Source organism: Bradyrhizobium jicamae, assembly GCF_018130215.1.
Lineage (GTDB): Bacteria > Pseudomonadota > Alphaproteobacteria > Rhizobiales > Xanthobacteraceae > Bradyrhizobium > Bradyrhizobium jicamae_A.
The window spans coordinates 291,457-317,637 of the sequence record NZ_JAFCKQ010000002.1; the positions used below are offsets into that span (position 1 = coordinate 291,457).

Here is a 26,181-nt window from a genome sequence, read left to right on the forward strand (position 1 = left end):
GAGCGCGCGATGATCAAGGTCAGTGTCATGTATCCGAACAATCCCGGCGCGCGCTTCGACCACGACTACTACCGTGACAAGCACATGCCGCTGCTGAAGGCGCGCCTCGGGGACAAGTGCAAATACTACACGATCGACAAGGGTCTCGCCGGCGGTGCGCCGGGCGCGCCCGCCACCTATGTCGGGATGTGCCACATCTTCTGCGAGACCGTCGAGGACTTCCAGACCGGCTTCGGACCGCACGCCAAGGAGATCATGGGCGACATCGCGAACTACACCGACCTCCAGCCGGTGATCCAGATCAGCGAAGTCGTCGTCGGCCACTGACTTAGAGGTCGCCGCGCGCAGCCGTGCCCCTGCCGCGAACGGCAGGGGTCGAGGCGTCATGCCGTCAGAGCTTCTGCGAGATGCCGACGTAGAAGCCGCGGCGCGGGCCGTATTGCGGGGCGAACACGCCGATGCCCGAGCCGTCCCTGATCTCGTAGATCGTGTCGAACAGGTTGACGACGTCGAAGCGGATCGTGGTCGGCTTGTTCGGCGCGACGATGTTGAAGTCGTGCGATACGCCGAGATTGACCTGCGTATATCCCGGCAGGTGGTCGGTGTTGGCAAAGCCCGAACGCAGACCGCTGCCGTAGATCATCGAGGCGGAAAAGCGCGTGCCGTTCCACAGGTATGACGCGCCGGCGGAGCCCGTCCAGGTCTGTGCGTGATCGGTGTACACATCGTGGGTGGCGATGTAGGCGAGTTCGTCGGCACCGAACAGATACTGGTTCGAGACCACATTGCTCGCGATCTGCTTCGCCCAGGCGAAGTTCGCGTAGGCCTGGAAATTGCCGTTGGCGTACTTCGCCTTGAGCTCGACCCCGGCATTCTCGCCGCGCTCGTAGTTGAATCCGGTCAGCACATAGGCCGCGCCGAATTGGCCGTCGTCGAGCAGGTCGCGGGCGGTCTTGTAGTAGGCGTCAATGCCGACCTCGAGGCCGGGTATCGCATGGATCTTCTGGTCGACGCCGACGTCGTACACGTTGGAGCGTTCGGGCAGCACCGGGCTGTTGGTGCCGACCTGGGGCTGCTGCGAGGTGCCCTGCACGAGAGCGAGGTTGACCGGGGTGGCGATCACCTGCTCTGGCGGCGTGAAGTTTCGCGAATAGCCGGCGTGGAACGCGGTCCCGTCAAACGGCTTCCAGACCAGATTGGCGCGCGGGCTGAACTGGTTGGCGTCGACAAACTGGTACATCTGGTCGAAGCGCAGGCCGACATTGAGGGTCAGCTGGTTGTTGATCCGCCATTCGTCCTGCAGGTAGGTGCCGATCAGCCAGCCGGTTGCGCTGTTCGAATCGAAGATCGAGAACGGCGCGTCGACCGTGCCGGAGGTTGGGTCGGTCGGATCGAGCAGTGGCAGGACCGTCGAGTAGTTGTTGACCAGGGTCCGCTCCGAGGAGACCGAGAAGCCGAACCGCAGCGTATGGGCGTAGCCGACGCGCCACGCGGTGTCTTCCTGGATGCCGTTGACGAAGCTCTGGCGATAGACATCAGAGGCGACGCCGTTGAACACGAGATCGCCGATCGTGTCGGGGTAGAAGTGCAGCTGGCTGTAGCGATTGAAGTAGGACAGCTGCATGTCGATGTCCTCGAACGACTTCTGGTAGGCCACGACGTTGAACTGGTTGGACTCGGTCTGGCGCTCATTGAGCTGCGAGGAATCGAAATTCGACACGCCGAACGCGGTGAAGTTCGGTGTCTGCCCGGGATTGTTCGGGATCTGGTAGGTGCCGTTGGAGACGCCGCCGATATAGGTCAGGCGGCTGGTCGGATCGAGCACCGTCGACAAATAGAGGAAGCCCTTCTCCTGCTGTGTGTTGTCGTGGATCGCGTTGTAGGACGAGGTCGGGTTCTCGATGCCGACGCTGCTCTGGAAATAGCGTCCCGAGACGAAATATTGGGTCTGCCCGACCGTCCCGCCATATTCGAAGCTCGGCGTGATCGTGCCGTGGCTGCCGCCGTACACGCCGACCTTCCCGGTGTTGTCGAACGCGTCGGTCTTGGTCTGGATGTCGAGGACACCGGCGGTATGGAGCCCGTATTGCGCCGGCAGCGCGCCGGTGAGCAGGGCAAGGCTGCCGATGATCCCGGTATCGAGGATCTGGCCGAAGGCGCCGACGCCGTCGGGCAGCATGATGCCGTTGATGCGGTACTGCACGTTGGCATGCTCGTTGCGGACATGGAACTCGCCGCTGGCCGCAGAATCCTGCGTCACGCCGGGGAATTGCAGCAGCACCTTGTCGAGCGGCGCGTCGGTGCCTTGCGGCATCGCCTCGATCGCCTGGTGATTGAGCTGATGGGCGGTCGCACCGAGCGGTGCGACGATGCTCTGGCGCGCCGTGTCGAACTTGTCGTTGGTGCTTGTCAGCACCTGCGCCGCTGACGGTGGCGGTGCCGCCGGCGGCGGTGCCTCGCGTCGCGTGGTGAGGACGGGCTTCTTGGGACGCCGCGGCGGCTGCGTATGCTTCGGTTCGACGACCTCGATCGACGGCAGCGTGGTGGTGCCTGCGGATGCTGGGGGCGGGGTCTGCGCGCTGGAGGCATGGCCCAGGGCGAGCAGCACCGAGGCTGATGTGGAAAAAAGAAGCGTGGCTCTGAACGGGGACTTCATGGTCGGGATCCTGAAGGCCGCCAGCGAATCCGCATTCGGGTAGGCTGGCGCGGCCTTGCCGTCATTCGCGACGGACCGATTGATTGATTGCTCCGCGATCACGCCGCTCAACGCGATGCGATCCCGGAGGCACAGACAGCAATCGATGTCAGGACAGGGGTGGACCGCGCGAGTGGAAGGCCGCGGGCGCCGACTTCAGGTGAAGGAATTCGGCATCGGTGGTGCGGCGGAGAAGCTCCAACGCTTCCGGCAACATCAGCACCGGCGGGGTCGCGACGAGCAGATTGCCGGCCAACGATATGACGGCGCAGATTGCGCATGTGTCGGCCGGGTGCTTGTCGTCGTCGTGATGGGCAGGCGGCTGCCTCTCGGTGACCTGGACCGCGAGGTCCGGCGTCGCCGAGGTCCCGAGATAGGAGAAATCAAGCCGCGACAGGGCGACCTGGGCTGCCGGCGCCGCTTGCGCCGCCGCCAGCGGATGGAAATGGCCGAACGACAGCACGAACTGGACGGCGAGCGCGAACAGCGCCAGCCGCGAGCCAGTCCTGATGTGTTTCCGGAACCACTTCATACTGATCGACGCCCACCCTCGGCGCGGTTTAATGACCCCGACCGCTCCGATGTTACATTATAACATCGGATGGCAATGGCGATGTCAACCGTGGTGCTGACGACGCGCGATCGATCGGCGTGCTGTGTGTGATTGACGCAACGTGCCCGACGGCATGCGCGCTTCGCCTCCAGCAGGGTTTCAGCGTCCCTCGCGCAGCCAGGTCGCGGCGAACGCACCGAGCAGCAACAGGAGGCCGATGGCGCCCGCGAACATCGGTAACACGGCGACACCCTTGACCACGCTGGCATCGCGCATCTTGACGCCGAGCCAGCCGTCGCCGCGGAAGATCGACGAGGCGTGCACCGGAACGATGCGCGGCACGTCGAGACTCGATCCGTCGACGATGCGCCGAGCGTCACCGCCGGTCGCCTGCGCCAGTGGCTTCAGCGTCTCGGTGGTGGAGGTGACCTCAGAAAACTCCTTCGGATTGGTCGGGCCGACATTGATCAGCGCCTTCAGCGTGCCGTCGGTCGCCTGCCACAGGCCGAGCTCGTTCGCAGGCAGCGTCGCGCGCCATTCGCCGGGATCGCCGGCGGTCAGGGTCAGCTCATGCGTGGTGCCGCTCGGCGACGTCACGGTCACCGGCGAGACGGTGTCGGCCATGGTCTGGCGCACCACCACGAGGTCCTTGCCCTGCACCTGCATGCGCAGCGCCTCCTCGTCCAGGTCGGGCTGCTTCATCAGCCAGTGCGACATACGACGCAGCAAATCGAGATGCGGGCCGCCGCCCTCATAGCCGCGCGCCCAGAGCCAGATGTGATCGGACAGCAGCAGCGCGACGCGGCCTTCGCCAAAGCGGGACAGCAGCAGCAGCGGCTTGCCGTCGGCGCCGGTCATCACCGGCGGCGTGACCGCGTTGCGGGTGTCGACGGTGCGGAAGAACCGGCTCCAGTGTGGCGGCTCGGAGGCGGAGCCTTCCAGCCCGCGCGTCACGGGGTGACGTTTTCCGGCGTCACTCAAATGCGCGTAGAACGGTTTCTCGGTCACGCCGACGGGCTCGGCCGGCAGCACCGCGTCGAGCGGCGTGCGCCAGATGCTGGTGGTCGAGGCGTAGTCGGGACCGGCCGAGACCAGCACCGCGCCGCCGGCGCGGACATAGCGCGCGATATTGTCGAAATAGGCGATCGGCAGCACGCCCTGGCGGGCATAGCGGTCGAAGATGATCAGCTGGAATTCGTTGATCTTCTGCTGGAACAGCTCGCGGGTCGGAAATGCGATCAGCGACAGCTCGTTGATCGGCGTGCCGTCCTGCTTCTCCGGCGGACGCAGAATGGTGAAGTGGACGAGATCGACGCTGGGGTCGGACTTCAGCAGGTTGCGCCAGGTGCGCTCGCCGGAATGCGGCTCGCCGGAGACCAGGAGCACGCGCAGCTTGTCGCGGACGCCGTCGATCGCGACCACGGCGCGGTTGTTGACCGGCGTCAGTTCGTTCTCGAGCGGCGAGGCCTCGATCTCGACGATGTTGGGGCCGGCATGCTTGATGTCGACGTCGACACTGGAGGTCTGGCCGCTGGCCAGCGTGCGCTCGCTGATCACCTCGCCGTCGCGGCGGATCGTGACCTTGGCGCGCTCGCCGGTCACGCCCTGGTCGTCGAGCCGATAGGTGATGGTCTGGGTCTGGCCGACGATGCCGAAGCGCGGCGCGGCCGTGATCGCGATGCGGCGGTCGCGCTCGTCCTTGCGGCCGGTGATCAGCGCATGCAGGGGCGCCTGGAAGCCGAGAGCCTGGGCGTTGGCGGGAATGTCGTGGACGCGACCGTCGGTGATCATGAAGGCGCCGGCAACCCGCTCGACCGGAACGTCGGCCAGCGCCGACGTCAGCGCGCCGAACAGCTTGGTGCCGTCGGTCTCGCCATCGGCCTGGCCGGCCTCGACGACGCGGACCTCGAGGCCCTTGACCTGCTTCAGGCTGTCGACCAGCGCTTCCCTGGCCTTGTCGGTCTCCTGGTTGCGGGTGCCGAAGTTCTGGCTCGGGCTCTTGTCGACCACGACGGCGGCAACCGACGACAGCGGCTCGCGGTCCTCGCGGGTGAACGACGGATTGGCCAGCGCAAGCAGGATCAGCGCGAGCGCCGTCACTCGGATCGCGGCACCGCGGGCGCGCGACAGCAACAGCAGCGCCGCGATGACGACGATCGCGCCGAGCGCGAGCCACAGCACGAGCGAGGGAACCAGCGGGGTGAACGCGATACCGTAGTTCATCTCATTGTCCCAGCCGCTCGATCAGAGCGGGTGCGTGCACCTGGTCGGCCTTGTAGTTGCCGGTCAGCGTGTACATCACGATGTTGACGCCGGCGCGGAAGGCGAATTCGCGCTGGCGCGGCTCGCCTGGCGTCAGCGGCAGCATCGGCTGGCCGTCGGGGCGGATGGCCCAGGCGCCGGCGAGATCGTTCGAGGAGATGATGATCGGCGAGACGCCGTCGCCGCCGCGCGCCGGGTGCTGCGCGGCATCGTCGTCGTCTTCTCGCGGCAGTGCCTCGACCCAGGTCTGGCCGGTGGTGAAGCGGCCCGGGAAGTCGCGCAGCAGGTAAAAGGTCTTTGTCAGGACGTGCTCGCGCGGCACCGGTTCGAGCTCGGGAACGTCGAGGGTCGCCAGCAACTCTCGCAATGTCTGCATGCCGGGCGTCTGGGAAGCGCCGTTGTCGCCCGGCGGTGCCTCGATTGCGTCGCGGGTGTCGAACAGCACGGTGCCGCCCTGCTTCATATAGGCGTCGATCTTGTTGATGGCGTCCTGTGGAGGCTTCGGCGCGCCGGGCACGATCGGCCAGTAGATCAGCGGGAAGAAGGCAAGCTCGTCATGCGCGGGATCGACGCCGACCGGATCGCCGGCCTCCAGCGCGGTGCGCTGCGCCAGGAACAGCGTCAGCCCGGACATGCCCGCCTTGACGATCGAATCGACATCGGCATTGCCGGTCACGACGTAGGCGAGGCGGGTCTGCGACACCGCCTTGATGGCGAAGTCGTCCTTGTCCTCGGCGTGCGTCGGCGAAGGTGCGATCGCTGCGAGCATGAAGGCGAAGGCGAGCACGGCAGCGGCCGCGCGCCGCCGCAGCAGCGCGGCGAGACCGGCGCCGAGCATCGCCACCACGATCGCATCGATCAGGAACAGCGCGAGCGCCGACGACAGCAGGATGCCGCGCAGGTCGCGCGGCTCGGTGTTGGTGTAGCTCGCGTGCCGCGCATTGAGGCCGGAGGTGTCGAGCGGCGCAATACGGTCGCCGGAGGCGAGCGTGTTGACCGCGATCGGGCCCTCGGCCGGACCGTAAAGGCCGGGCGGATGATCCGCCGTGGCGCGGTCGTGATAGTCCGCCGGCATCGGCTTGGCGCTCGACGGCGGCGGGCCGAACGCGCCGTAGCCATCGAGGGTGCGCAGCGGCGCGACCGTCTCGGCATTCGGGTTGCCTGCAACAGCGGGGCCGGGCGTTGCGGTATAGCCGGACATGTCGACCAGCCGGCGCAGCATCTCGACGAAGGTGCCGGACATCGGCAGGTCCGACCAGCGCATGTCGGCGCCGACATGGAACAGGCTGATCACGCCCTTGCCGCGATGCTCGCCGGTGACAAGCGGCGTGCCGTCTTCAAGCGATGCCCAGCTCTTGGTCGCGAGCACGGCGTCGGGCTCGGCCAGCACCTGGCGGCTGACGGTGATGTCCTTTGGCACGTTGAGGCCTGCGAACGGGCCGTCGGCAGCGAAGGAGGCCATGTGCTGCGGCTTCTCCCAGGTCAGGCTGCCGCCGAGCGTGCGGCCACCCTTGCGCAGCTTGACCGGGACGAGGTCGTCATCGGCCTGCGCGAGGCGGGGACCGGCGAAGCGCACGAGCACGCCGCCCTGCTCGATCCAGGCGTTGAGCCGCTCGCGGATCTCCGGGGACAGCGTGCCGACATCGGCCATCACGATCATCGGCAGGCGCTGATCGAGGAATTGCGCGATCACCTGTTGCGGTGCACCGCGATCGCCAAGCCTGACATCGGCGAATGGCGACAGCGCGCGCGACAGATAGAAGGTCGAGGCCAGCAGCGGCTGGGCGGTGTCGGTGCTCGATCCCGAGACCACGCCGATGGCGCGGCGACGCCAGCGCTTGTCGAGCAGCTGCACTGCGCCGGCCGAACGTTCGCCCGCGATCTCGAGCCGCGTGATGTCGTTGCGCAGCTCGACCGGAAGGTCGAAGGACGCCTCGGTCTCGCGGTCCTGAGGGCCGAAATTATAGTGGGCCTCGCCGATCGGCGAGCCCTTGGCGTCGACCGCGCGCACCGTGCCGGCTGCGATGCCGCCGACCGTGCGCAGCACCTTCACGGTCATCTTGGCGGCGGCGTTCTCGGCAGCAACCAGCGCCTGCGCGGGCGGGGCGCCACCTTCGAAGATCGTCAGCTTCCTGGTCTCGATCACCTTGCCGAGGCCCTCGGTGAATTCGCTGCCGCGACCGGTGTCGACACCGTCGGACAAAAAGGCGATGTCGCAATCGCCGGTCGCCTTGAGGAAACGTCCGAGCGAGGCAAGGGTTTCCACGCGATCGACCGAGTAGGGCTTTGGCGCAAGTTGACGCAACGCCACGCGGGCGGCGCCGGCGGGCATCAGGGTGATGTCGCGGGCGGGCTCGGACAACGGCACCAGCGCGACGCCGCGGCGATCGCTGTCGGCATCGGCGATCAGCTCGTCCGCCGCCTTGATCCGCGCATCCCAGCTCGCGGCCGCGCTCCAGCCGTCATCGAGCAGGATCACGAGTGGCGACTTGCCGGCCGCGACTCCCGTTTGTGGATTCCAGATCGGGCCAGCCGCGGCGAGAATGACCAGCGCGGCGGCCGCCAGCCGCAGCAGCGTCAGCCACCACGGCGTGCGCGAGGGCGTCTCCTCCTTCGGCGCGATGTCGAACAGCAGCCGCGTCGGCGGGAATTCGACGCGCCGCGGCCGCGGCGGCATCACGCGCAGCAGCCACCACAGGACCGGCAGGCTGACCAGCCCGAGCAGCAGCATCGGTTCGGCGAAGGAGAGGGGGAGGCCTGCGATCATGCGCTGCGTCCCGCCTTGACAGTTGCGCGTCCGCCGGACTTGCTCACCATCATGCCTGAGTGCAGGTACAGCAGCAACTCTGCCGCCGAGCGGCTCGTGGTGTGGGTCGAGAACAGCCAGTCGAGCCGGTTGGTCTCTTCGCGGATCTGGTCGCGATGCAGCGCAACACGGGCGACGTAGTCGTTGGTCCAGCTCTCCGCACGGCCGGCGGTGATATTGCCGCCGCCTTCGGGCTCGACGAATTCGACGCGGCCGGAATAGGGGAAGGTCTCTTCCGCGGGATCGACGATCTGGATCAGCGTGCCATGCGCGCCGGAAGAGGAGAGCCCGGCCAGCATGGCCGCGATCTCCGGTAGCGGCGACCAGAAGTCGGACAGCACCACGATTTCGGCGAGCGACGACGGCACGAACGACGGCGGCAGGCTCGCGCGGGTCGCATCGTCGTGCAGCATCGTTTCCGCCATCTTGTCGATCACGCTGCGGCTCGCGGTCGGGCTCATCAGACCGGGGATGCCGACGCGCTCGCCGCCGGCCACCAGGAGCTCGGCGAGGGCGAAGGCGACGATCAGTCCGCGCTCGAGCTTGCTGTCGCGCGCATTCCTCGAGGCAAACGCCATCGACGGCGAGCGGTCGGCCCAGACCCACACGGTATGTGCGGCCTCCCATTCCTGCTCGCGGACATAAAGGTGGTCGTCGCGCCCCGAGCGGCGCCAGTCGACCCGCTGCGACGGCTCGCCGGAGACGAAACGGCGATATTGCCAGAAACTTTCGCCGGAGCCGGCGCGGCGGCGGCCGTGCAGGCCGTGGATGACGTTGGCCGCGATGCGGCGTGCCTCAAGCACCAGGCGCGGCAGCGATGCGGCGAGCGTTCGGCTTTCGCCATCTGCACGTCGGACCGCCAGAATCTCCTCGTTCAGGTGCCTGTTCTCTGCGGCCATCAACCGATCCGCGTCTTCAATTGCCTGATCACGTCAGGAATGGTGCGCCCTTCGGCGCGCGCAGAAAATGTCAACGCCATGCGGTGCTTGAGCACAGGTTCCGCGAGATCGAGCACGTCGTCGATCGAGGGCGCGAGCCGCCCGTCGAGCAGCGCGCGGGCGCGCACCGCCAGCATCAGCGACTGGCTGGCGCGGGGACCAGGTCCCCAGGCGATCAGCTTGCCGGCTTCGCCACCCTCGGGGCCCGGACGTGCCGATCGAACCAGCGACAGGATCGCCTCGACCACGGAGTCGCCGACCGGCAGGCGGCGCACCAGGCGCTGCGCCGCGATCAGCGTCTCGGCATCCATCGAGGCCTTGGCGAGCGTTTCTTCGGCGCCGGTGGTTTCGAACAGGATGCGCCGCTCGGCGTCGCGATCCGGATAGTCGACGTCGATCTCCATCAGGAAGCGGTCGAGCTGCGCCTCGGGCAGCGGATAGGTGCCTTCCTGCTCCAGCGGGTTCTGCGTCGCGAGCACGTGGAACGGCTTCGGCAGATCATGCCGCGCGCCGGCAACGGTGATGTGCTGCTCCTGCATGGCTTGCAGCAGCGCCGACTGGGTGCGCGGGCTGGCGCGGTTGATCTCGTCGGCCATCAGCAGCTGCGCGAACACTGGCCCGGAAATGAAACGAAACGAGCGTTTGCCGGTCGAGCTCTCATCGAGCACTTCGGCGCCGAGGATGTCCGACGGCATCAGGTCCGGGGTGAACTGGATGCGCTTGGCATCGAGCCCCAGCGTGATGCCGAGCGTTTCGACCAGCTTGGTCTTCGCAAGTCCGGGTACGCCGATCAGCAGCGCATGGCCGCCGGACAGGATCGTCACCAGGGTGTTTTCGATCACCCGGTCCTGACCGAAAATGACAGTGGATATCGCTTCCTTGGCGGCACGGATCTGGCCGGCGACCTGTTCGGCCGAACGGACGATCACGTCCTCCAGTTTCTCGACGCCATCTGCACCAGCCATCCGTCAGCTCCTTCTTGACGATGCGCCTGATTCTCGCGTCGTCATGTCATGACCCTCATGCTAAACCTGTGCGAAGGCCATGTATTCGTTGAATTAAACTATCCCCACCTTATCGGTATTTCAGGGTATGAACGACATCACGATGTGGCGAGAATGACATCCCGACCACATCTCAGGATATGTGCACCAATCGTGCCAGATTGAAGGTTGGAAGCTTAAGGCAAACAATGGCGAAGCAAGGGCAGGCCGAACAGGGCCGTGAAACCACGGGCCTCGAACGCAAGGGTCTCGAGGGCCTTACCGCGGCGGCGACGCAAGCTTCCGCGTCGGGCTCGACCGGCCGGAAGGGCCTGCCGCCCGTGCATCTGTGGAATCCGCCGTTTTGCGGCGATCTCGACATGCGAATTGCCGGCGACGGCACCTGGTTCTACATGGGAACGCCGATCGGCCGTCCGGCCCTGGTGCGGCTGTTCTCGACCATTCTGAAGCGCGAGGACGGCAAGCACTTTCTCGTGACGCCGGTCGAGAAGGTCGGCATCCGCGTCGACGATGCACCGTTCCTTGCCGTCGAAATGCTGACCGAAGCGGACCCACGTGGCCGCCTGCTCAGGTTCCGCACCAATGTCGACGATTGGGTCGATTGCGAAAAGGGCCATGGCCTCAGATTCGAGGCGGCCGAGGACGGCGGGCTCACGCCCTACCTGCATGTGCGCGCCGACCTCTGGGCGAAGGTGACCCGTGCGCTCTATTACGATCTGGTTGACATGGGCGAGGCGCGGATGGTCGATGGTCAGGAAATGTTCGGAATCGAATCCGGCGGGGAATTCTTCGCGATGGCTGACGCGAAGCAGGTGAGGGACGCGCTTTGAACGAGCCGTTGCTGAAGGTGGGGCGGGCGACGATCAGCTCGACGGAATTCTTTGCACGGGCCCGCGCGCGGCTCGATTTCGAGGTGCCGCTCGGCTTGTTCGATCCCCATATCATTCCGCGCACCGGCGATTCCGGCAATGACCGCATGCTCGAGATCGTGGCGCAGGAGCAGCCCGTGCGGCCGGCCGCCGTGCTGATCCCGGTGGTCGATCGCCCCGAGCCAACGGTGCTGTTGACGCAGCGCTCGCCGCATCTGTCGAGCCACGCCGGACAGATCTCGTTTCCCGGCGGCAAGATCGACGCCACCGACGCGTCCCCCCGCGATGCCGCGCTGCGCGAGGCCTGCGAAGAGGTCGGGCTGAAGCGCGAGTTCATCGAGCCGGTCGGCTATCTCGATCTCTATGGCACTGCGTTCGGCTTCCGCATCCTGCCGACGGTCGCCAAGGTGAAGCCGGGGTTCACGCTCGAGATCAACGAGGCCGAGGTCGTCGATGCCTTCGAGGTGCCGCTCGCCTTCCTGATGAACCCGGAAAATCACCAGATCCATACCAAGGAATTCCGCGGTATCGATCGGCGCTATTACGCGATGCCGTACGCCGAGCGCTACATCTGGGGCGCGACTGCCGGCATCCTGCGCGTGCTGTACGAGCGGATCTATCTGTCATGATGCGGACGGCGTTGACCGAGATCGGAATCTTCCTGATCCCGTTCGCTGTCTATGCCATTTTCCTGGTTGCGACGCGGTCCGGCGTGACGGTGCCGGCCTCGTGGCCGCTCGACATGCTGGGCAAGCTGACGCTGGCGGCGCTGCTGCTCGTCATCGTCAGCTTCGTCCTGCTTGCCGAATACACCGGCGCGCCGCCGAATTCGACCTACGTTCCTGCCCATATCGAGAACGGCAGGCTGGTGCCCGGAGTCGAGAGATGAGCGAGGCGCGCCTGCTGTCCGACGCGCCCTGGCTCGCTTCCGGCCCGGCCGCGCGGGTGCTCGGCCTGCTCAATGCCGGCGGCGAAGAGGCGCGGGTGATCGGCGGTGCCGTCCGCAATGCGCTGATGCGAATCCCGCTTGGCGACATCGACATTGCCACCACAGCCGTGCCCGACGAAGTGGTCCGCCGCGCCAGGCAGGCCGGCATCAAGAGCGTGCCGACCGGCATCGCGCATGGCACTGTGACGCTCGTCGTCGAGGGCCAGCCGTTCGAGGTGACCACGTTGCGCGAGGACACCGAGACCTATGGCCGCAAGGCGAAGGTGACGCTCGGCCGCGACTGGGTGCGCGATGCCGAGCGGCGCGATTTCACCATCAACGGCCTGTCGGTCGATGCCGCAGGCCTCGTGCATGATCATGTCGGCGGGCTTGCCGATATCGAGGCGCGGCGTGTGCGCTTCATCGGCGATCCCGCGCGGCGGATCGCGGAGGATTATCTGCGCATCCTGCGCTTCTTCCGCTTTCACGCCGCCTATGGCGCCGGCGAGGTCGATCGCGCCGGCTATCTCGCCTGCATCGGCGGACGCGCCGGGCTCCCGGACCTCTCGGCCGAGCGCATCCGCATGGAGATGCTCAAGCTCGTGATCGCCAAGGGGGCTGCGGCTGATGTGGTCGCGATGGCCGATGGCGGCCTGCTGCTGCCGCTGTTCGGCGGCGTCGCCTACACCGGCCCGTTCGCGGCGATGATCGAGATCGAGACAGAGATGGGGCTGGCCCCGAGCGCGATGCGCAGGCTGGCGGCGCTGACGGTTGCCGTGACCGAGGACGCGCGGCGCATCGCGACGCGGCTGCGTCTGTCGAATGCCGAGGCGAAGGCGCTCGATTCCATGGGCCATCGCTGGTGGCGGCTGCCCGGCATGGACGAGGCGCGCGCAAAGCGGCGGCTCTACCGGCTCGACGAGGCGCCGTATCGCGACCGGCTGCTGCTGGCCTGGGCCCGCACCGGCGCGGATCGGGACGTCGAGCGATGGCGCGCGCTCGCCACGCTGCCGCAGCGCTGGAGGGCGCCCCACTTTCCGTTGAGGGCGTCCGATTTCATCGCGCGCGGCATTGCCGAGGGACCGGCGCTCGGGCATGTCCTGGCGCTCGCCGAGGACGCCTGGCTCGCCGCCGATTTTCCGCTGCAGCCGTCAGCGCTCTCGGCCATCGCCGACCAGACCGTTTCCCGCTTCACGCGCGACCATCGGCTCTGACCGGCCAGCTGCTGACGCGATGCCGCCCGTGTCTGGCGGTACCGCGCGCGCCATTGGTGCTGGAGCATGATCCGGAAAAGCGTGCAACGGTTTTCCGAAAAGATCACGCTCAAGCAAAGAGCCAAAGCGCGATGACGATTCAGCCTTGTCTCATCGCGCTTTAGGCAGCCTTGCGCTTCTTCTTGCGATCGCCTTCGTCGTCTTCGTCCTCGTCGTCATACTCGTCTTCGTCGCCTTCTTCGTCCTCATCCTCTTCTTCATCGTCTTCCGGATCGAGCTCGGTCGATTCCAGCGCGACGACCGGCAAGGACTCGCGATACAGGTCGCCGTCCACACCCATCCAGAGGCACTCGACGTGATCGTCCTTGACGTCCACAACCGTCAGCGGGTGACCGCCGGATTTCAGCATGACGACATCGCCTGGTTTCAGTTCCATGATTTTTCGTGATGACAGCCCGATCACGGCGGATGCGTGCAGGGGCGGGTTTGATGTGGAAACGGTCGCCGTCGCGCTAGGTGCGTGCGGCCGGCACCAGTTCGGTCAGCGAGCGGATGATGCGATCGGGCTTGATCGCCGATCCCGGCGGCAGGCCCTCGCCATGCACGTCCATCCAGATCGCGTAGATGCCGAGCCGCTGCGGCGCCACGACTTCCCATTCCAGATTGTCGCCGACCATCCAGGTGTCCGCGGCGGTGACGCCGAGCGCCGCCATCGCGTGCAGGTAGGCGCGCTCCTCCGGCTTGCCGAAGCCGTGCTCGCCCTCGATCTGGATGTGATCGAAGCGGTGCGTCAGCGCGAAGCGCTCGACCTTGGCACGCTGCATGTCGGCGGCGCCGTTGGTCACCAGCGCAAGCCTGACGCCGCGCGCCTTCAGCGCGTCGATCGCCTCATGCGCGCCCGGGAAGACGAACATTTCCTCTTCGCGATACGTCGTGAAGCGATCGGCGATGCGGTGTGCGAGATCGTCCGGCAACGCCCGGTGGCCTTCGGCCGCGAGCGCAGTGAAGCCGCCTTTCACGGTGAGGCGGCGCGCCTCGCCGAGCCTGATCCGCCAGATCGGCTCCGCCGTCGACCAGAATCGCCGCGCCGACGCGAGCAGCGCGGCGGCGACCTGGTCCGGGGGCAGCGGCGCCAGCTCGTCTGCGAACTCGGCGGTGATCTTGTTCCAGGCGATCTCGGGACGGCCATAGGCCGACAGGATGGTGTCATCCATGTCGATCAGCATCGCGCGCGGCAGTCTGGTCACGGCCATTTCACCTCCGGCGGCAGCGATGACAGGATCGAATCGACATTGCCGCCGGTCTTCAGCCCGAAGATGGTGCCGCGATCATACAGCAGGTTGAATTCGACGTAGCGCCCGCGGCGGATCAGCTGCTCCTCGCGATCCTCGGCCGTCCACGCCAGCGCGAAATTGCGCCGCACCAGCTCGGGATAGACCTTCAGGAAGCTGCGCCCGACATCCTGGGTGAAGCCGAGATCGGCCTCCCAGTCGCCGCTGTCGTGCCAGTCGTAGAAGATGCCGCCGATGCCGCGCGCTTCCTTGCGGTGCGGCAGGTAGAAATACTCGTCGCACCACTTCTTGTACTTGTCGTAATCGGCGACGCCGTTCGGGCCGGTGCACGCCTGCTTCATCGCGGCGTGGAAGGCGACCGTATCAGGGTCGTGCTGGGTGCGCCGCCGGTCCAAAACCGGCGTCAGGTCGGCGCCGCCGCCGAACCAGGCCTTGGCGGTGACGACGAAGCGGGTGTTCATGTGCACGGCGGGCACGTTCGGATTGCGCAAATGCGCGATCAACGAGATGCCGGAAGCCCAGAAGCGCGGATCGTCGGCGGCGCCCGGAATCTGCGCGCGGAACTCGGGAGCGAATTCGCCATGCACGGTCGAGCAGTGCACGCCGACCTTCTCGAACAGCCGGCCCTTCATGATCGACATCACGCCGCCGCCGCCGGGCTTGCCCGTATGGTCGGTGCGCTCCCAGGCCGTGCGCACGAAGCGGCCGGCATCGCCGGGATGGAGCGAAGCGGGCGCATCGTCCTCGAGCTTCTCCAGGGCGGCGCAGATGTCGTCGCGCAGGGCCTCGAACCAGCCGCGTGCGCGAGCCTTGCGATCCTCGATGATGGAGGGGTCTGTGGGCAGCATGTCAGGCCTGCGGTCCGAAATAGGTGCAGCTTTCATTGCAGCTGTCGCGGTGGACGCTGACCCGCGTCAGCCGACCTGCATGCTGCAGCCGCTCCCAGATGAAGCGCGACAGGTTCTCCAGCGTCGGCGGCCCGAGCGTCGTGATCTTGTTCAGCAGCTTGTGGTCGAGCGTCCTGCGCACCTCTTCCATGCTGCGTTCGAGCAGGCCGAGATCGACCACCATTCCGGTGGCCGGATCCGGTGTGCCGCGGACGGTCACTTCGGTCCGGAAGGAGTGGCCGTGGATCTCCTCGCTGTCGGCGCCAAAGGTCGTCCCGGTCAGCGCATGCGCGGCCTCGAACCGGAACGATTTCGTCAATTCCCACATGTCGGTCAACAATCCAGTTCTGTCTGATACGCGTTCATCTGATCCCGAGCGTCTTGTGCGTCTGCACGCTGAGCCGCCATTGCGGATGCTTCAGGCAATAATCGATGGCGGCCGCCGTGTTTGCGATCACGTCAGGGCCGTCCATCGGTTGCAGCGAAAAGCGCTCGAAGGCGAGGCCCGCGAAATCCTCCGGCGCGTTTTCCACCTGCGGATAGACCAGCTTGAGCTCGTGCCCTTTGCGGACCACGAGCTCGCTGCCGGCCTTGGGGCTGACGCAGATCCAGTCGAGCCCGTCGGGCGGGACGATGGTGCCGTTGGTCTCGATCGCGATGGCAAAGCCGCGCGCATGCAGCGCCGCGACCAGCGGCGCGTCGACCTGAAGCAGCGGTTCGCCGCCGGTCAGGACGACATAGCGGTCGGTGCCGCCGCCGGTCCATTGTGCGGCGATGGTGTGGGCGAGCTCGCCTGCGCTAGCGTAGCGGCCGCCCAGCGTGCCGTCGGTACCGACAAAGTCCGTGTCGCAGAATTTGCAGACCGCGTCTGCGCGATCCTGCTCGCGGCCGGTCCAGAGGTTGCAGCCGGCGAAGCGGCAGAACACGGATGCGCGGCCCGCATGGGCGCCTTCGCCCTGCAGCGTCAAAAAAATCTCCTTGACCGCGTAGCTCACAAAAAGTCCCTCAGATTGCCGGGCCGGTGACTGGTGCACCGGTCTGGCGCAGCGCCTCGCCGACTGCCATGGCGGCCGTGACGGCCACATTGAGCGAGCGCAAGGACGGTTTCATCGGAATCAGCAGCCGCGCATCCGCGGCGGCCACGACCGCGTCGGTAACCCCTGCGGTCTCCCGCCCGAACAGCAGGATGTCGGAGGCGTTATAGCTGAAATCAAGGTAGGATTTCGCCGTCTTGGTCGTGAACAGGATCAGTCGACAGCCTGCCTCGCTACGCCATTCCTCGAATTTCGACCATGAGTCGTGCCGCTTCAAGCTGACCTGGTCGAGATAGTCCATCCCTGCGCGCCGGAAATTGCGGTCCGAGGTGTCGAACCCCGCGGGCTCGATGATGTGGGCCGCTACGTCCAGGCAGGCGCAGAGGCGCAGAATCGTGCCTGTATTCTGGGGGATATCGGGCTGGAACAGCGCGATCTGCATGGTGCTGGCGACCTGTGACCTCGGGATGAAATTGTCTCAATAAAACATCGCTTGGCGCGGATTTCGTGCATTGCACGCTTGCGAGCCGATAGCGGGCTTGCGCTCGTACGGCAAGGGTGCCAATAGAACGATTCTGGACTGCCATTCCGACGTTTGGGGTGTGGAATGGCGGTTTCCTGCCGCCGCGGGGGCCGCGGGCGCCGGCAGCCTTTCCTGGGCGCTTCAGCGTCTTCGGGGTGGTTCCACCGGCTGCAGACAAGAAAGGGCTTGGGAACGTGACGACAGCGTCTTCGGCGGATCATCCGACACGCCGTGATTTCCTCTTTGTTGCAACCGGAGCTGCCGCCGTGGTCGGCGCAGCCGCCACCGTCTGGCCGCTGGTTACCCAGATGAACCCGGATGCCGCGACGATCGCGGCCGGCGCGCCGATCGAGGTCGATCTGACGCCGATTGCCGAGGGCCAGGACATCAAGGTCTTCTGGCGCGGCAAGCCGATCTATATCAGCCACCGCACCAAGAAGCAGATCGATGAAGCCCAGCAGGCACCGCTCTCGAGCCTGAAGGACCCCGAGGCCGACTCGGCGCGCGTGAAGGCCGGCCACGACCAATGGCTGGTCGTGATCGGCATCTGCACCCATCTCGGCTGCATCCCGATCGCCCATGAGGGCAATTACGACGGCTTCTTCTGCCCCTGCCACGGCTCGCAATACGACTCCTCCGGTCGTATCCGCCAGGGGCCGGCACCCGCCAATCTCGAAGTGCCGCCCTATACCTTCGTTTCCGACACCAAGATCCAGATCGGCTAAGTCCCGGACCTCCGGGACTTCGGCCTGGACCTCGACTTGACCTCGACTTGGACCCATCGCGTCGTTTTTCTTCTCAGGATCGCATCAATGAGCGGACCATCCGATTATCAACCGAGCAACCCCGCCTTGAAGTGGATCGAGCGGCGCCTTCCGATCTTCGGCCTGGTCCACTCCTCTTTCGTGGCCTATCCGACGCCGCGTAACCTGAACTACTGGTGGACCTTCGGCGCCATCCTCTCGATGATGCTGGCACTGCAGATCCTGACCGGCGTGATCCTGGCGATGCATTACACGCCGCACGCCGATCTCGCCTTCAAGTCGGTCGAGTTGATCGTCCGCGACGTCAATTACGGCTGGCTGCTGCGCAACATGCACGCCTGCGGCGCGTCGATGTTCTTCTTCGCCGTCTACGTCCACATGTTCCGCGGCCTCTATTACGGGTCATACAAGGAGCCGCGCGAGGTGCTGTGGATCCTCGGCGTCATCATCTACCTCCTGATGATGGCGACCGGCTTCATGGGTTACGTGCTGCCGTGGGGCCAGATGAGCTTCTGGGGCGCCACCGTCATCACCAACCTGTTCTCGGCAATCCCCTATGTCGGCAAGAGCATCGTGACGCTGCTGTGGGGCGGTTACTCGGTCGGCAACCCGACGCTGAACCGCTTCTTCTCGCTGCACTATCTGTTGCCCTTCGTCATCGCCGGCGTGGTCGTGCTCCACGTCTGGGCGCTGCACGTCGCGGGCCAGAACAATCCGGCCGGCGTCGAGGCGAAGACCGAGAAGGACACCGTGCCGTTCACGCCGTACGCGACGATCAAGGACATGTTCGGCGTGTCCTGCTTCCTGATCTTCTACGCCTGGTTCATCTTCTACATGCCGAACTATCTCGGCGACGCCGACAACTACATTCCGGCGAATCCGGGCGTGACCCCGGCGCACATCGTGCCCGAATGGTACTATCTGCCGTTCTACGCGATCCTGCGTTCAATCCCGAACAAGCTTGCCGGCGTCGTGGCGATGTTCTCGGCGATCATCATCCTGTGCTTCCTGCCCTGGCTCGACAGCGCACGGACCCGGTCGTCGAAGTATCGTCCGCTGGCCAAGCAGTTCTTCTGGATCTTCGTGGTGGTCTGCGTCCTGCTGGGCTATCTCGGCTCGCAGCCGCCGGAAGGCATCTACGTGATCGCCGGCCGCATCCTCACGGTTTGCTACTTCGCCTACTTCCTGATCGTGCTGCCGTTGCTCGCCCGCATCGAGACGCCGCGGCCGGTGCCGAACTCGATCGCCGACGATGTGCTGTCGCGGAGCAGGGGCAAGGTTGCGGCCGCAGCCTCCGTCGTTCTCGCTGTCGTGATGGCCGGCGGCCTGCTCGCAGGCTCGACGCAGTCCGCCAAGGCCGAGGACGACACCCCGCCGGCCCAGAAATGGTCGTTCTCCGGTCCTTTCGGCAAGTATGACCGCGGTTCGCTGCAGCGTGGCCTGAAGGTCTACAAGGAAGTTTGCTCGGCCTGCCACAGCCTGAACTATATCGCGTTCCGGAACCTCGCCGATCCCGGTGGACCCGGCTATTCGGAAGCGCAGGCGGCGGCGTTCGCGGCCGATTACAAGATCAAGGACGGTCCGAACGACCAGGGCGAGATGTTCGATCGCCCGGGCCGCCCGGCGGACTATTTCCCGCCGCCGTTCCCCAATGAGCAGGCCGCAGCCGCAGCCAACGGCGGCAAGGCACCGCCGGACCTGTCGCTGATGACCAAGGCACGAGGCTACGAGCGCGGCTTCCCGCAGTTCGTCTTCGACTTCTTCACCCAGTTCCAGGAGCAGGGCCCGAACTACGTTTCGGCGATCCTGCAAGGCTTCGAGGACAAGCCGCCGGCGGGCGTCACCATTCCGGAAGGCACGTACTACAACAAGTACTACCCCGGCCACGCGATCAAGATGCCGAAGCCGCTGAATGATGGCCAGGTGACCTTCGACGACGGCTCGCCCGCGACGGTCGCGCAGTATGCCCACGACGTCACGACCTTCCTGATGTGGACCGCCGAGCCGCATCTGGAAGAGCGCAAGCGGGTCGGCTTGCAGGTGTTCGTGTTCCTGATCATCTTCGCCTTCCTGATGTACTTCACCAAGAAGAAGGTCTGGGCCGACGCGCACTGACGCGACGCGGCACTGCCATGTGATTGAAAAAGCCCCTTCGGGGGCTTTTTTGTTGCGCCACGCGAGACGCGTTGCGCCGGATGACGAGTGCGCGAGCCGGATGATGGGCGATTGCGTCCGTCCCGGAGTGCGGACAGAATGCCGGCCAATCAGCCGGCCAACATTGCGGAGGAATCCATGGGTACCATCATCAGCTTCAAGCGCCCCGACGGCAAGGACGCCTCAGGCTATCTCGCCAATGCCGCGCGCGGCAACGCGCCGGGCGTGGTCGTGATCCAGGAATGGTGGGGGCTGCAGGACCAGATCAAGGGAATGTGCGACCGCTTCGCGCTGGCCGGCTTCGATGCGCTGGCGCCCGATCTCTACAAGGGCAAGGTCGTGCCGTATCACGACACCGACGCGGCCGGCAAAGAGATGAACTCGCTCGACTTCATGGACGCGACGACGCAGACGGTGCGCGGCGCCGCGCAATACCTGGCCAAGAGCGGCACCAAGGTCGGTCTGACCGGCTTTTGCCTCGGCGGCGCAGTGACCATCATCGGCGCCACCAAGATCCCGGAACTGACGGCAGGCGTCGTGTTCTACGGCATTCCGCCGGAGCAGGCGGCCAAGCCGGCGGATGTCAAGATCCCGCTGCAGGGGCATTTCGCCACCAAGGACGACTGGTGCACGCCGGCGCTGGTCGACGGTTTTGAGAAAGCGATGAAGGCCGCGGGCAAATCGCTGGAGTTGTTCCGCTATGACGCCGAGCACGGTTTCGGCAACGAGCAGCGCCTGTCCGTGCACGACCGCCATTGTGCGGAACTGGCCTGGGGCCGGGCGACGGACTTCTTCAGGAAGCATCTGGGATAAATCACGAAGCTCCGCGTAATTCGGGGCCGGATCATTCATGGCAACAAGCCCGGATTTCGCTACGCTCCATCCGGGCGCTGTCGAGCGTCACTGCACGCCTTTGCGGCTCTCCATCGCGCGGAGGAATTTGTTGCGATAGGTGTCCAGGATCACGGCCAGCACGATGACGGTGCCGATCACGATCGGTTTCACGTTGTCTTCGGCGCCGAGCAGCTGGAGGCCGGTCGACAGCACCTGGAGAATGCACGCGCCGACCAGAGTGCCGATGATCGATCCCTTGCCGCCGGACAGGCTGGTGCCGCCAATGATCACGGCTGCGATGGCGTTGAGCTCATAGCCGATGCCGGCGATCGGGCTGCCGACGTTGAGCCTCAGCAGATAGACCATGGCGGCGATGCCGGCGGTCAGGCCGGAGATCGTGAAGGCGGCGATCTTGATTGCGCGCGGGTTGTGACCGGACAGGCGCACCGCCTCTTCGTTGGTGCCGATCGCGAAGATGAAACGGCCGAACACCGTGAAGCGCAGGATGAACCAGCCGATCAGGACGACAGCCAGCGCGATGACGAAGATCGACGGGAATATCCCCCAGAAGATCAGGTTGCCGAATTCCACGAAGGGCTGCGGCAGGCCGCTGATCGTGGAATTGTTGGAGACCACGCGAGCAAGGCCGCTGGCGATGTTCAGCATCCCGAGCGTCACGATGAAGGAGGGCAGCTTCCACTTCTCGCACACCCAGCCGTTGATGGCGCCGCACAGCGCTCCGGTGCCGAGACACGCGAGGAACGCCAGCGTGATCGAGGTCCCGGCGGAGAGACGCTCGTCGGTCGTGATGGTCGCGCCGACGACTGTGCAGAGGGCAAGAACCGAGCCGACCGACAGATCGATGCCGCCGGTCAGGATCACGAAGGTCATGCCGGCCGCGAGCACGGTATTGATCGCGATCTGGACGAAGATCTTCAGGAAATTGCCGGACGTCGCGAAATAGGGCGCGGTGGCGCAGAAGAACAGGACGATCAGCACCAGGGCGACGGTCACTCCCGCCTCGCGCATCGAGATGCGGAGCAGGTTCTCCCAGAGCGCGCTCGACTTCTGCTTCCGAGCTTGTTCAGCGATCTCGGACACGGCCATACTCCTGAAAGGCGAAGGAAAGGATGCGGTGTTGGTCGAATTCGGCGCGCGGCACCTCGCCGGCGATCCGACCCTTCGAGAAGACGAGGATGCGGTGGCAGATCGCCATCAGCTCCGGAAGATCTGATGAGACCACCAGGATGCCCTTGCCGTCCGTCGCCAGCTTCCGCAGCAACTCGTAGATTTCGGCCTTGGCCCCGACATCGATGCCACGCGTCGGTTCGTCGAAGATCAGCACCTTGGGGCCGCGGAACAGCCATTTCGCGATGACGATCTTCTGCTGGTTGCCGCCGGAGAAGGTGCGGACGGCCTGGTGGATCGACGGCGTCTTCACCCGCAACTCCTTCACCAGCCGCCGAGAGGCGGCATGCTCCGTCTTGCGCTGGAGCAAGCCTCGCCAGGAGATCTTTGCGAGATCGGTGATGGTGGTATTTTCGGCGCAGCTCATCTCGAGCAGCAGGCCCTGGCCCTTGCGATCCTCGGTGGCGAGGCAAAGCCCATGCGCCACCGCATCCCTTGGCGAGGCAATATCCACCTCCTGACCAACGATCCGGATGCGGCCTGCGGCCTTCGGATCGGCTCCGAACAGCGCGCGGACCACCTCGGTACGGCCTGATCCGACCAGGCCGGCGATGCCGACGATCTCGCCCTTGCCGACCGAGAAGGACATCTCGGGGCTGTCGCCGGTCAGCTTCAGCCCTGTGACGCCGAGCGCCTCGCCGCCGACGGGGATGTCGGCCGAGAACTCGCCCTGATCGGCAATGGTGCGCCCGACCATCAGTTCGACGATATCGGGAATGCCGAGGCCGGACAGCGAGCGGGTCGTGACATGCTGGCCGTCGCGCAGCACCGTCACGTGGTCGCCGACCGCATAGATCTCCTCGAGCCGATGGGAGATGTAGAGCGTGGTCACACCCTTCGCCTTCAGCCGATGCAGGATCTCGAACAGACGATCGACCTCGCGCACGGTGAGCGTTGCGGTCGGCTCGTCGAGAACGAGCAGCTTGCTCTCGTGGCACAGCGCCTTGGCGATCTCGACCAATTGCATCTGCGCGACGCCGAGCCGGCTGACTTCGGTCGTCGGCGCGACGTCGAGGCCGACCTCGGCCAGGAGCTCGGCGGCACGACGGTTCATTTCCCGGAAATTGACCATCCCGTGCCGGCTCGGCAGTTGTTCGAACAGAAGGTTCTCCGCCACCGACAGGTTCGACAGCAAATTGAGCTCCTGATGCACGACGCGGATGCCGGCCTTGAATGCCTCGAGCGGCGAGGCCGGTCGATACGGCGCGCCGTCGAACCAGATCGCGCCGTCGTCGGGCTGCAGCGCGCCGCCGAGCATATTGATCAGCGTCGATTTTCCGGCCCCATTCTCGCCAAGCAGCACGTGGCCCGCGCCGCGCGCGATCTCGAAGGAGACGTCGCGAAGCGCGACCACGCCGGGAAACCGCTTGCCGACCGCCTGCAGCTTCAGCAACGGCGTTTCTGCGTGCGCGGCCGCATCGACGCGAGAACGGGTCAACTCATCGCCGTGCATGAGAGGAAGCGCTCCCCGGTGTGGCAAGACCAGCAGAAGGATGTCGTCGAGGATCCGTCAGGATCGGGACGCCGACAAGGTGCCGGCGTCCCGCTCGCGCAGGGCGGATCACACGTTGTTGGCCTCGATCAGCTTGATGTCCGTCTTGATCCAGCCGGAGAACTTCTCGCCGGCGAGCTGCCGGAGGCCGTATTTGACGCCGTTCACCGCCATCTCGGCGCCGAACTGCTCGACCGTCGCAAGCATCTTGCCGTTCTTGATCAGGGGCTGCACCGGCGGAATGTTGTCGAAGCCGACCACCTTTATCTTGCCGCTCTTGCCGGTGGCATCCAGTGCCTTGACGACGCCGAGTGCCATCGAGTCATTGGCCGCCATCACGCCCTGGATATCCTGATACTTGGTCAGGAAGTTCGTCATCAGCGTGTTGGCCTCTTCGGTCTCCCAGTGCGCCGTCTTGCTGTCGAGCAGTTGCAGCTTGCCTTCGGCGATCGAATCCATGAAGCCCTGCTTGCGCTGCTTGGCGTTGTCCGCCTCGGGGTTGCCTTCGAGGATGACGACCTTGCCGCCGGCGCCGAGAGCCTTGGCGAGCGCGTCACCGGCCAGCTTGGCGCCCGCCTGGTTGTCCGGGCCAAAGAAGGCAAGGTCGATGCCGGCGGCTTTCTTCGCGCCGGCGTCCAGCGGCACGTCGATATTGACGACGACGATGCCGGCCTTGACGGCCTTGGCCAGGGGCGTGGCCATGGCCTTCGAGTCGGCCGGGGCGACGACGATGATGTCGTACTTCTGGGTGATGAAATTCTCGACGGCATCGACCTGGGCAGCAAAGTCCCGCTCATCCTTCATGCCGACGGCCTTGAAGTCGAACTTGTCCTTGTTTTCGGCGGCGTATTTGTCGGCGCCAGCCTGCATCTGTTTGAAGAACTCGTTGGAGAGCGACTTCATCACGAGGCCGACCTTCGGCTTGCTGGCGGCGCGCGTCGGACGAAGGCCCGTCATGATGGTGATGGTGCCGGCCGCACCGGCTAGCACGATTTGACGCCTGCTGATCCCTGTTCCGGACGTCTGATGCGTAGATTTCGTCATGTCCACCTCCCTGTTGAATGAATTTCTTTGTGCCGGATTGTTTGACCGGCATTGTGAAACGTTTCCAAATACGCGATGAAACGTTTCCAAGTCTAAATACCAAAATCGGATGTGGGGTTCAAGTCGACCGTATCGTGTATTGGAGCGGGGCGCGCCGCCCGGGGTTGCTGGCTTTACAACTGGCCCTTTCCGCATTTGCGGTAACAACCGGCGCGCGATTGAGTGTGGCTGATGTCGAAGAGCGGAATCAAGGATGTTGCCGAGCGGGCCGGCGTTGCGGTCGGGACCGTATCGCGGGTGTTGAATGGCCATCCGTCGGTCACGGCGGAGGTGCGGGCGCGCGTGAAGGCCGTGATCCAGGAACTCGGCTATCGTCCAGACCCCTTCGCGCGCAGCATGCGGAGCAAGATCAGCCGGTTGATCGGGATTGTCATTCCGAACCTGACCAATCCGTTCTTCGCTGAGCTCGTTCAATACGCGGAGCGCGCCGCGACCGACCACGGTCACAATGTCATCTTCATGACTTCGTTCGATGATTCCGCCAAGGAGGCTGACCGGCTGGCGCAGCTGGCCGGGCGCAAGGTCGACGGAATCATCATCGTCCCCAGCGATGGTCCCCATCCCATCAAGGCCCCGACGGGGCTTCCCTTGATCACGGTCGACCGCCTTATCGCCGATCATCCGGGGGTCGCGGCGGACCACCGCGGCGGCGCGCGTCTTGCCGTGGATTACCTTGCCGGGCTTGGTCACCGCCGCATCGCCTGCATCGCTGGCCCGGCCGGGTCCCGCCCGGCCGAGGACCGCCTCCAGGGATATCTCGACGTCATGAAGACCCTGCGCAATGACAGCGAGCCGCTCTTTGTTCACGCAGCATTCGACTTTGAAAGCGGGCGGGCGGCCGGCACCCACTTGCTCGCCAGACCAAGGGACGAGCGACCGACGGCATTGTTTGCCAGCTCCGATCAGCAGGCCATCGGTTGCTTGCGCGCGGCCAGGGACCTCGGCATTCAAGTTCCGGCCGAACTGTCCGTTGTCGGCTTTGACGGAATACCGCTGTCAAATCTCATTGCACCGCGCCTGACGACAGTGGTCCAGCCGATGCGGGAGATTGCGGATGCCGCGATCTCGTCGCTGCTCGGTCGGCGGACGATGCCGCCAGTCGGTACGCCCGATCTTTTTCAATGCGAGCTCGCCGTGCGTGAGTCCTCGGCGGCGCCGTTTTCGGAGCCTGCCGCCGTCAGCTCCGTCTAGAGCAATTTCGGTTCTGATTGAATCAGAACCGAAGCTCTAGATTCTTGTTTTGACGCGTTTTCTTCACGCGAACCGGTATCCACTTCGCTCGAAAGCGCTCCAGCTCTTCGCATCCACTCCCGTCCCTGCTGTCTGTTTTTTGGGCGGGGGCGGGCCGCCATTGTCGGCAAATCCTGCGGGATGCGTGCTCATTCAAGGCGGAAAAAGGTGTCTCGAACCGGGGCAGGGGCCGCCATCCCTTGACACGACCCGCGCCGGATGTGAGTAAGCCCCCATGAGCACCGCAGCCCACCCATCCCGTCTCTGGTGGCCCACCTTCTCATAGGTGGCCGGTGCGATTTCATTTCCAAAAGTCGTCGAAGGTCGCCATCGCAGTGCGACCGATGGTTCGTTTGTTTGCCCTTCGTCTGTCCTGTGTGGCGCTCTCTTCCCAAGTCTCGTAAGAGGAA

Annotated in this window: 24 protein-coding genes; 9 read left to right on the forward strand and 15 right to left on the reverse strand. The window is 65.4% G+C overall.

Annotation, left to right across the window (positions count from 1 at the left end; translation table 11 throughout):
- The first annotated feature begins 9 nt into the window (after positions 1 to 9).
- Complete coding sequence (locus JQ586_RS04390) at positions 10 to 327, forward strand: EthD family reductase (RefSeq protein WP_212393262.1); 318 nt, start codon at positions 10 to 12, stop codon at positions 325 to 327.
- Between the two features lie 64 nt (positions 328 to 391).
- Here JQ586_RS04390 and JQ586_RS04395 read toward each other — a convergent pair whose 3' ends face one another.
- The 6 genes from JQ586_RS04395 to JQ586_RS04420 all read right to left on the reverse strand — a co-directional run bounded on the left by JQ586_RS04395 (position 392) and on the right by JQ586_RS04420 (position 10,219).
- Positions 392 to 2,656 (reverse strand): TonB-dependent receptor, encoded by a 2,265-nt coding sequence (locus tag JQ586_RS04395; RefSeq protein WP_212393263.1) that lies wholly within the window; start codon positions 2,654 to 2,656, stop codon positions 392 to 394.
- 148 nt (positions 2,657 to 2,804) lie between these two features.
- Positions 2,805 to 3,227, reverse strand: a complete 423-nt coding sequence (locus JQ586_RS04400) for a DUF2946 family protein (protein ID WP_212393264.1) — start codon at positions 3,225 to 3,227, stop codon at positions 2,805 to 2,807.
- A 180-nt stretch (positions 3,228 to 3,407) separates the two neighbouring features.
- The gene (locus tag JQ586_RS04405; protein ID WP_212393265.1) at positions 3,408 to 5,471 is read right to left on the reverse strand and encodes a hypothetical protein; all 2,064 of its coding nucleotides are present in this window, start codon (positions 5,469 to 5,471) and stop codon (positions 3,408 to 3,410) included.
- A 1-nt stretch (position 5,472) separates the two neighbouring features.
- The gene (locus JQ586_RS04410) at positions 5,473 to 8,274 is read right to left on the reverse strand and encodes a DUF4159 domain-containing protein (RefSeq protein WP_212393581.1); all 2,802 of its coding nucleotides are present in this window, start codon (positions 8,272 to 8,274) and stop codon (positions 5,473 to 5,475) included.
- Complete coding sequence (locus JQ586_RS04415) at positions 8,274 to 9,215, reverse strand: DUF58 domain-containing protein (protein WP_212393266.1); 942 nt, start codon at positions 9,213 to 9,215, stop codon at positions 8,274 to 8,276. The genes JQ586_RS04410 and JQ586_RS04415 overlap by 1 nt, the downstream gene beginning before the upstream one ends.
- Positions 9,215 to 10,219, reverse strand: coding sequence for a MoxR family ATPase (locus tag JQ586_RS04420; RefSeq protein WP_212393267.1), 1,005 nt, complete (start codon positions 10,217 to 10,219; stop codon positions 9,215 to 9,217). The genes JQ586_RS04415 and JQ586_RS04420 overlap by 1 nt, the downstream gene beginning before the upstream one ends.
- 227 nt (positions 10,220 to 10,446) lie before the next feature.
- On the opposite strand from JQ586_RS04420, the gene JQ586_RS04425 reads away from it, so the two are divergent.
- Genes JQ586_RS04425 through JQ586_RS04440 form a run of 4 tightly spaced genes read left to right on the forward strand, consistent with a single transcriptional unit; the run spans position 10,447 to position 13,269 of the window.
- Entirely contained in the window at positions 10,447 to 11,088 is a 642-nt protein-coding gene (locus JQ586_RS04425; RefSeq protein ID WP_212393268.1) for a DUF1285 domain-containing protein, read from the forward strand.
- Positions 11,085 to 11,756: a CoA pyrophosphatase gene (locus JQ586_RS04430; RefSeq protein ID WP_212393269.1), complete on the forward strand. Its 672-nt coding sequence runs from the start codon at positions 11,085 to 11,087 to the stop codon at positions 11,754 to 11,756. Before JQ586_RS04425 ends, JQ586_RS04430 begins: the two co-directional genes overlap by 4 nt.
- Positions 11,753 to 12,016: a DUF6111 family protein gene (locus JQ586_RS04435; protein WP_212393270.1), complete on the forward strand. Its 264-nt coding sequence runs from the start codon at positions 11,753 to 11,755 to the stop codon at positions 12,014 to 12,016. The genes JQ586_RS04430 and JQ586_RS04435 overlap by 4 nt, the downstream gene beginning before the upstream one ends.
- The gene (locus tag JQ586_RS04440) at positions 12,013 to 13,269 is read left to right on the forward strand and encodes a CCA tRNA nucleotidyltransferase (RefSeq protein ID WP_212393271.1); all 1,257 of its coding nucleotides are present in this window, start codon (positions 12,013 to 12,015) and stop codon (positions 13,267 to 13,269) included. The genes JQ586_RS04435 and JQ586_RS04440 overlap by 4 nt, the downstream gene beginning before the upstream one ends.
- A gap of 160 nt (positions 13,270 to 13,429) precedes the next feature.
- Here the strand turns inward: JQ586_RS04440 and JQ586_RS04445 are convergent, their stop codons facing one another.
- The 6 genes from JQ586_RS04445 to JQ586_RS04470 form a co-directional block, all read right to left on the reverse strand.
- Positions 13,430 to 13,678 carry a DUF2158 domain-containing protein gene (locus tag JQ586_RS04445; protein ID WP_249147266.1) on the reverse strand — a complete coding sequence of 83 codons (249 nt, stop codon included), beginning with the start codon at positions 13,676 to 13,678 and terminating at the stop codon, positions 13,430 to 13,432.
- Positions 13,679 to 13,781: 103 nt separating this feature from the next.
- The gene (locus tag JQ586_RS04450) at positions 13,782 to 14,522 is read right to left on the reverse strand and encodes an HAD family hydrolase (protein WP_212393272.1); all 741 of its coding nucleotides are present in this window, start codon (positions 14,520 to 14,522) and stop codon (positions 13,782 to 13,784) included.
- Entirely contained in the window at positions 14,513 to 15,409 is an 897-nt protein-coding gene (hemF, locus tag JQ586_RS04455) for an oxygen-dependent coproporphyrinogen oxidase (RefSeq protein ID WP_212393273.1), read from the reverse strand. Before hemF ends, JQ586_RS04450 begins: the two co-directional genes overlap by 10 nt.
- Before the next feature lies 1 nt (position 15,410).
- The gene (locus JQ586_RS04460; RefSeq protein ID WP_212393583.1) at positions 15,411 to 15,776 is read right to left on the reverse strand and encodes a 6-carboxytetrahydropterin synthase; all 366 of its coding nucleotides are present in this window, start codon (positions 15,774 to 15,776) and stop codon (positions 15,411 to 15,413) included.
- A 34-nt stretch (positions 15,777 to 15,810) separates the two neighbouring features.
- Positions 15,811 to 16,443: a 7-carboxy-7-deazaguanine synthase gene (gene queE / locus JQ586_RS04465; protein WP_212393274.1), complete on the reverse strand. Its 633-nt coding sequence runs from the start codon at positions 16,441 to 16,443 to the stop codon at positions 15,811 to 15,813.
- A gap of 10 nt (positions 16,444 to 16,453) precedes the next feature.
- Positions 16,454 to 16,924 (reverse strand): tRNA (cytidine(34)-2'-O)-methyltransferase, encoded by a 471-nt coding sequence (locus JQ586_RS04470; protein WP_212393275.1) that lies wholly within the window; start codon positions 16,922 to 16,924, stop codon positions 16,454 to 16,456.
- A 275-nt stretch (positions 16,925 to 17,199) separates the two neighbouring features.
- On the opposite strand from JQ586_RS04470, the gene petA reads away from it, so the two are divergent.
- From petA to JQ586_RS04485, 3 genes are all read left to right on the forward strand, one after another.
- Positions 17,200 to 17,730 (forward strand): ubiquinol-cytochrome c reductase iron-sulfur subunit, encoded by a 531-nt coding sequence (petA, locus tag JQ586_RS04475; protein WP_212393276.1) that lies wholly within the window; start codon positions 17,200 to 17,202, stop codon positions 17,728 to 17,730.
- 87 nt (positions 17,731 to 17,817) lie between these two features.
- Positions 17,818 to 19,884 carry a cytochrome c1 gene (locus tag JQ586_RS04480; RefSeq protein WP_212393277.1) on the forward strand — a complete coding sequence of 689 codons (2,067 nt, stop codon included), beginning with the start codon at positions 17,818 to 17,820 and terminating at the stop codon, positions 19,882 to 19,884.
- A 177-nt stretch (positions 19,885 to 20,061) separates the two neighbouring features.
- Entirely contained in the window at positions 20,062 to 20,736 is a 675-nt protein-coding gene (locus JQ586_RS04485; RefSeq protein ID WP_212393278.1) for a dienelactone hydrolase family protein, read from the forward strand.
- A gap of 87 nt (positions 20,737 to 20,823) precedes the next feature.
- Here JQ586_RS04485 and JQ586_RS04490 read toward each other — a convergent pair whose 3' ends face one another.
- From JQ586_RS04490 to JQ586_RS04500, 3 genes are all read right to left on the reverse strand, one after another.
- Positions 20,824 to 21,786, reverse strand: coding sequence for an ABC transporter permease (locus JQ586_RS04490; RefSeq protein ID WP_212393584.1), 963 nt, complete (start codon positions 21,784 to 21,786; stop codon positions 20,824 to 20,826).
- A gap of 55 nt (positions 21,787 to 21,841) precedes the next feature.
- Positions 21,842 to 23,383: a sugar ABC transporter ATP-binding protein gene (locus JQ586_RS04495; protein ID WP_249147267.1), complete on the reverse strand. Its 1,542-nt coding sequence runs from the start codon at positions 23,381 to 23,383 to the stop codon at positions 21,842 to 21,844.
- A 123-nt stretch (positions 23,384 to 23,506) separates the two neighbouring features.
- Positions 23,507 to 24,481: a sugar ABC transporter substrate-binding protein gene (locus JQ586_RS04500; protein ID WP_212393280.1), complete on the reverse strand. Its 975-nt coding sequence runs from the start codon at positions 24,479 to 24,481 to the stop codon at positions 23,507 to 23,509.
- A gap of 231 nt (positions 24,482 to 24,712) precedes the next feature.
- Here JQ586_RS04500 and JQ586_RS04505 point away from each other — a divergent pair, with 231 nt between their 5' ends.
- Positions 24,713 to 25,732, forward strand: coding sequence for a LacI family DNA-binding transcriptional regulator (locus JQ586_RS04505; RefSeq protein WP_212393281.1), 1,020 nt, complete (start codon positions 24,713 to 24,715; stop codon positions 25,730 to 25,732).
- Positions 25,733 to 26,181: the final 449 nt, after the last annotated feature.

Bases quoted from the DNA above. Each gene is read 5' to 3' on its own strand.
- JQ586_RS04390 (WP_212393262.1), top strand. From the start codon at position 10: ATGATCAAGGTCAGTGTCATGTATCCGAACAATCCCGGCGCGCGCTTC.
- JQ586_RS04395 (WP_212393263.1), bottom strand. From the start codon at position 2,656: ATGAAGTCCCCGTTCAGAGCCACGCTTCTTTTTTCCACATCAGCCTCG.
- JQ586_RS04400 (WP_212393264.1), bottom strand. From the start codon at position 3,227: ATGAAGTGGTTCCGGAAACACATCAGGACTGGCTCGCGGCTGGCGCTG.
- JQ586_RS04405 (WP_212393265.1), bottom strand. From the start codon at position 5,471: ATGAACTACGGTATCGCGTTCACCCCGCTGGTTCCCTCGCTCGTGCTG.
- JQ586_RS04415 (WP_212393266.1), bottom strand. From the start codon at position 9,215: ATGGCCGCAGAGAACAGGCACCTGAACGAGGAGATTCTGGCGGTCCGA.
- JQ586_RS04420 (WP_212393267.1), bottom strand. From the start codon at position 10,219: ATGGCTGGTGCAGATGGCGTCGAGAAACTGGAGGACGTGATCGTCCGT.
- JQ586_RS04425 (WP_212393268.1), top strand. From the start codon at position 10,447: ATGGCGAAGCAAGGGCAGGCCGAACAGGGCCGTGAAACCACGGGCCTC.
- JQ586_RS04435 (WP_212393270.1), top strand. From the start codon at position 11,753: ATGATGCGGACGGCGTTGACCGAGATCGGAATCTTCCTGATCCCGTTC.
- JQ586_RS04440 (WP_212393271.1), top strand. From the start codon at position 12,013: ATGAGCGAGGCGCGCCTGCTGTCCGACGCGCCCTGGCTCGCTTCCGGC.
- JQ586_RS04445 (WP_249147266.1), bottom strand. From the start codon at position 13,678: ATGCTGAAATCCGGCGGTCACCCGCTGACGGTTGTGGACGTCAAGGAC.
- JQ586_RS04450 (WP_212393272.1), bottom strand. From the start codon at position 14,522: ATGGCCGTGACCAGACTGCCGCGCGCGATGCTGATCGACATGGATGAC.
- hemF (WP_212393273.1), bottom strand. From the start codon at position 15,409: ATGCTGCCCACAGACCCCTCCATCATCGAGGATCGCAAGGCTCGCGCA.
- JQ586_RS04460 (WP_212393583.1), bottom strand. From the start codon at position 15,776: ATGTGGGAATTGACGAAATCGTTCCGGTTCGAGGCCGCGCATGCGCTG.
- JQ586_RS04470 (WP_212393275.1), bottom strand. From the start codon at position 16,924: ATGCAGATCGCGCTGTTCCAGCCCGATATCCCCCAGAATACAGGCACG.
- JQ586_RS04480 (WP_212393277.1), top strand. From the start codon at position 17,818: ATGAGCGGACCATCCGATTATCAACCGAGCAACCCCGCCTTGAAGTGG.
- JQ586_RS04485 (WP_212393278.1), top strand. From the start codon at position 20,062: ATGGGTACCATCATCAGCTTCAAGCGCCCCGACGGCAAGGACGCCTCA.
- JQ586_RS04490 (WP_212393584.1), bottom strand. From the start codon at position 21,786: ATGCGCGAGGCGGGAGTGACCGTCGCCCTGGTGCTGATCGTCCTGTTC.
- JQ586_RS04500 (WP_212393280.1), bottom strand. From the start codon at position 24,481: ATGACGAAATCTACGCATCAGACGTCCGGAACAGGGATCAGCAGGCGT.
- JQ586_RS04505 (WP_212393281.1), top strand. From the start codon at position 24,713: ATGTCGAAGAGCGGAATCAAGGATGTTGCCGAGCGGGCCGGCGTTGCG.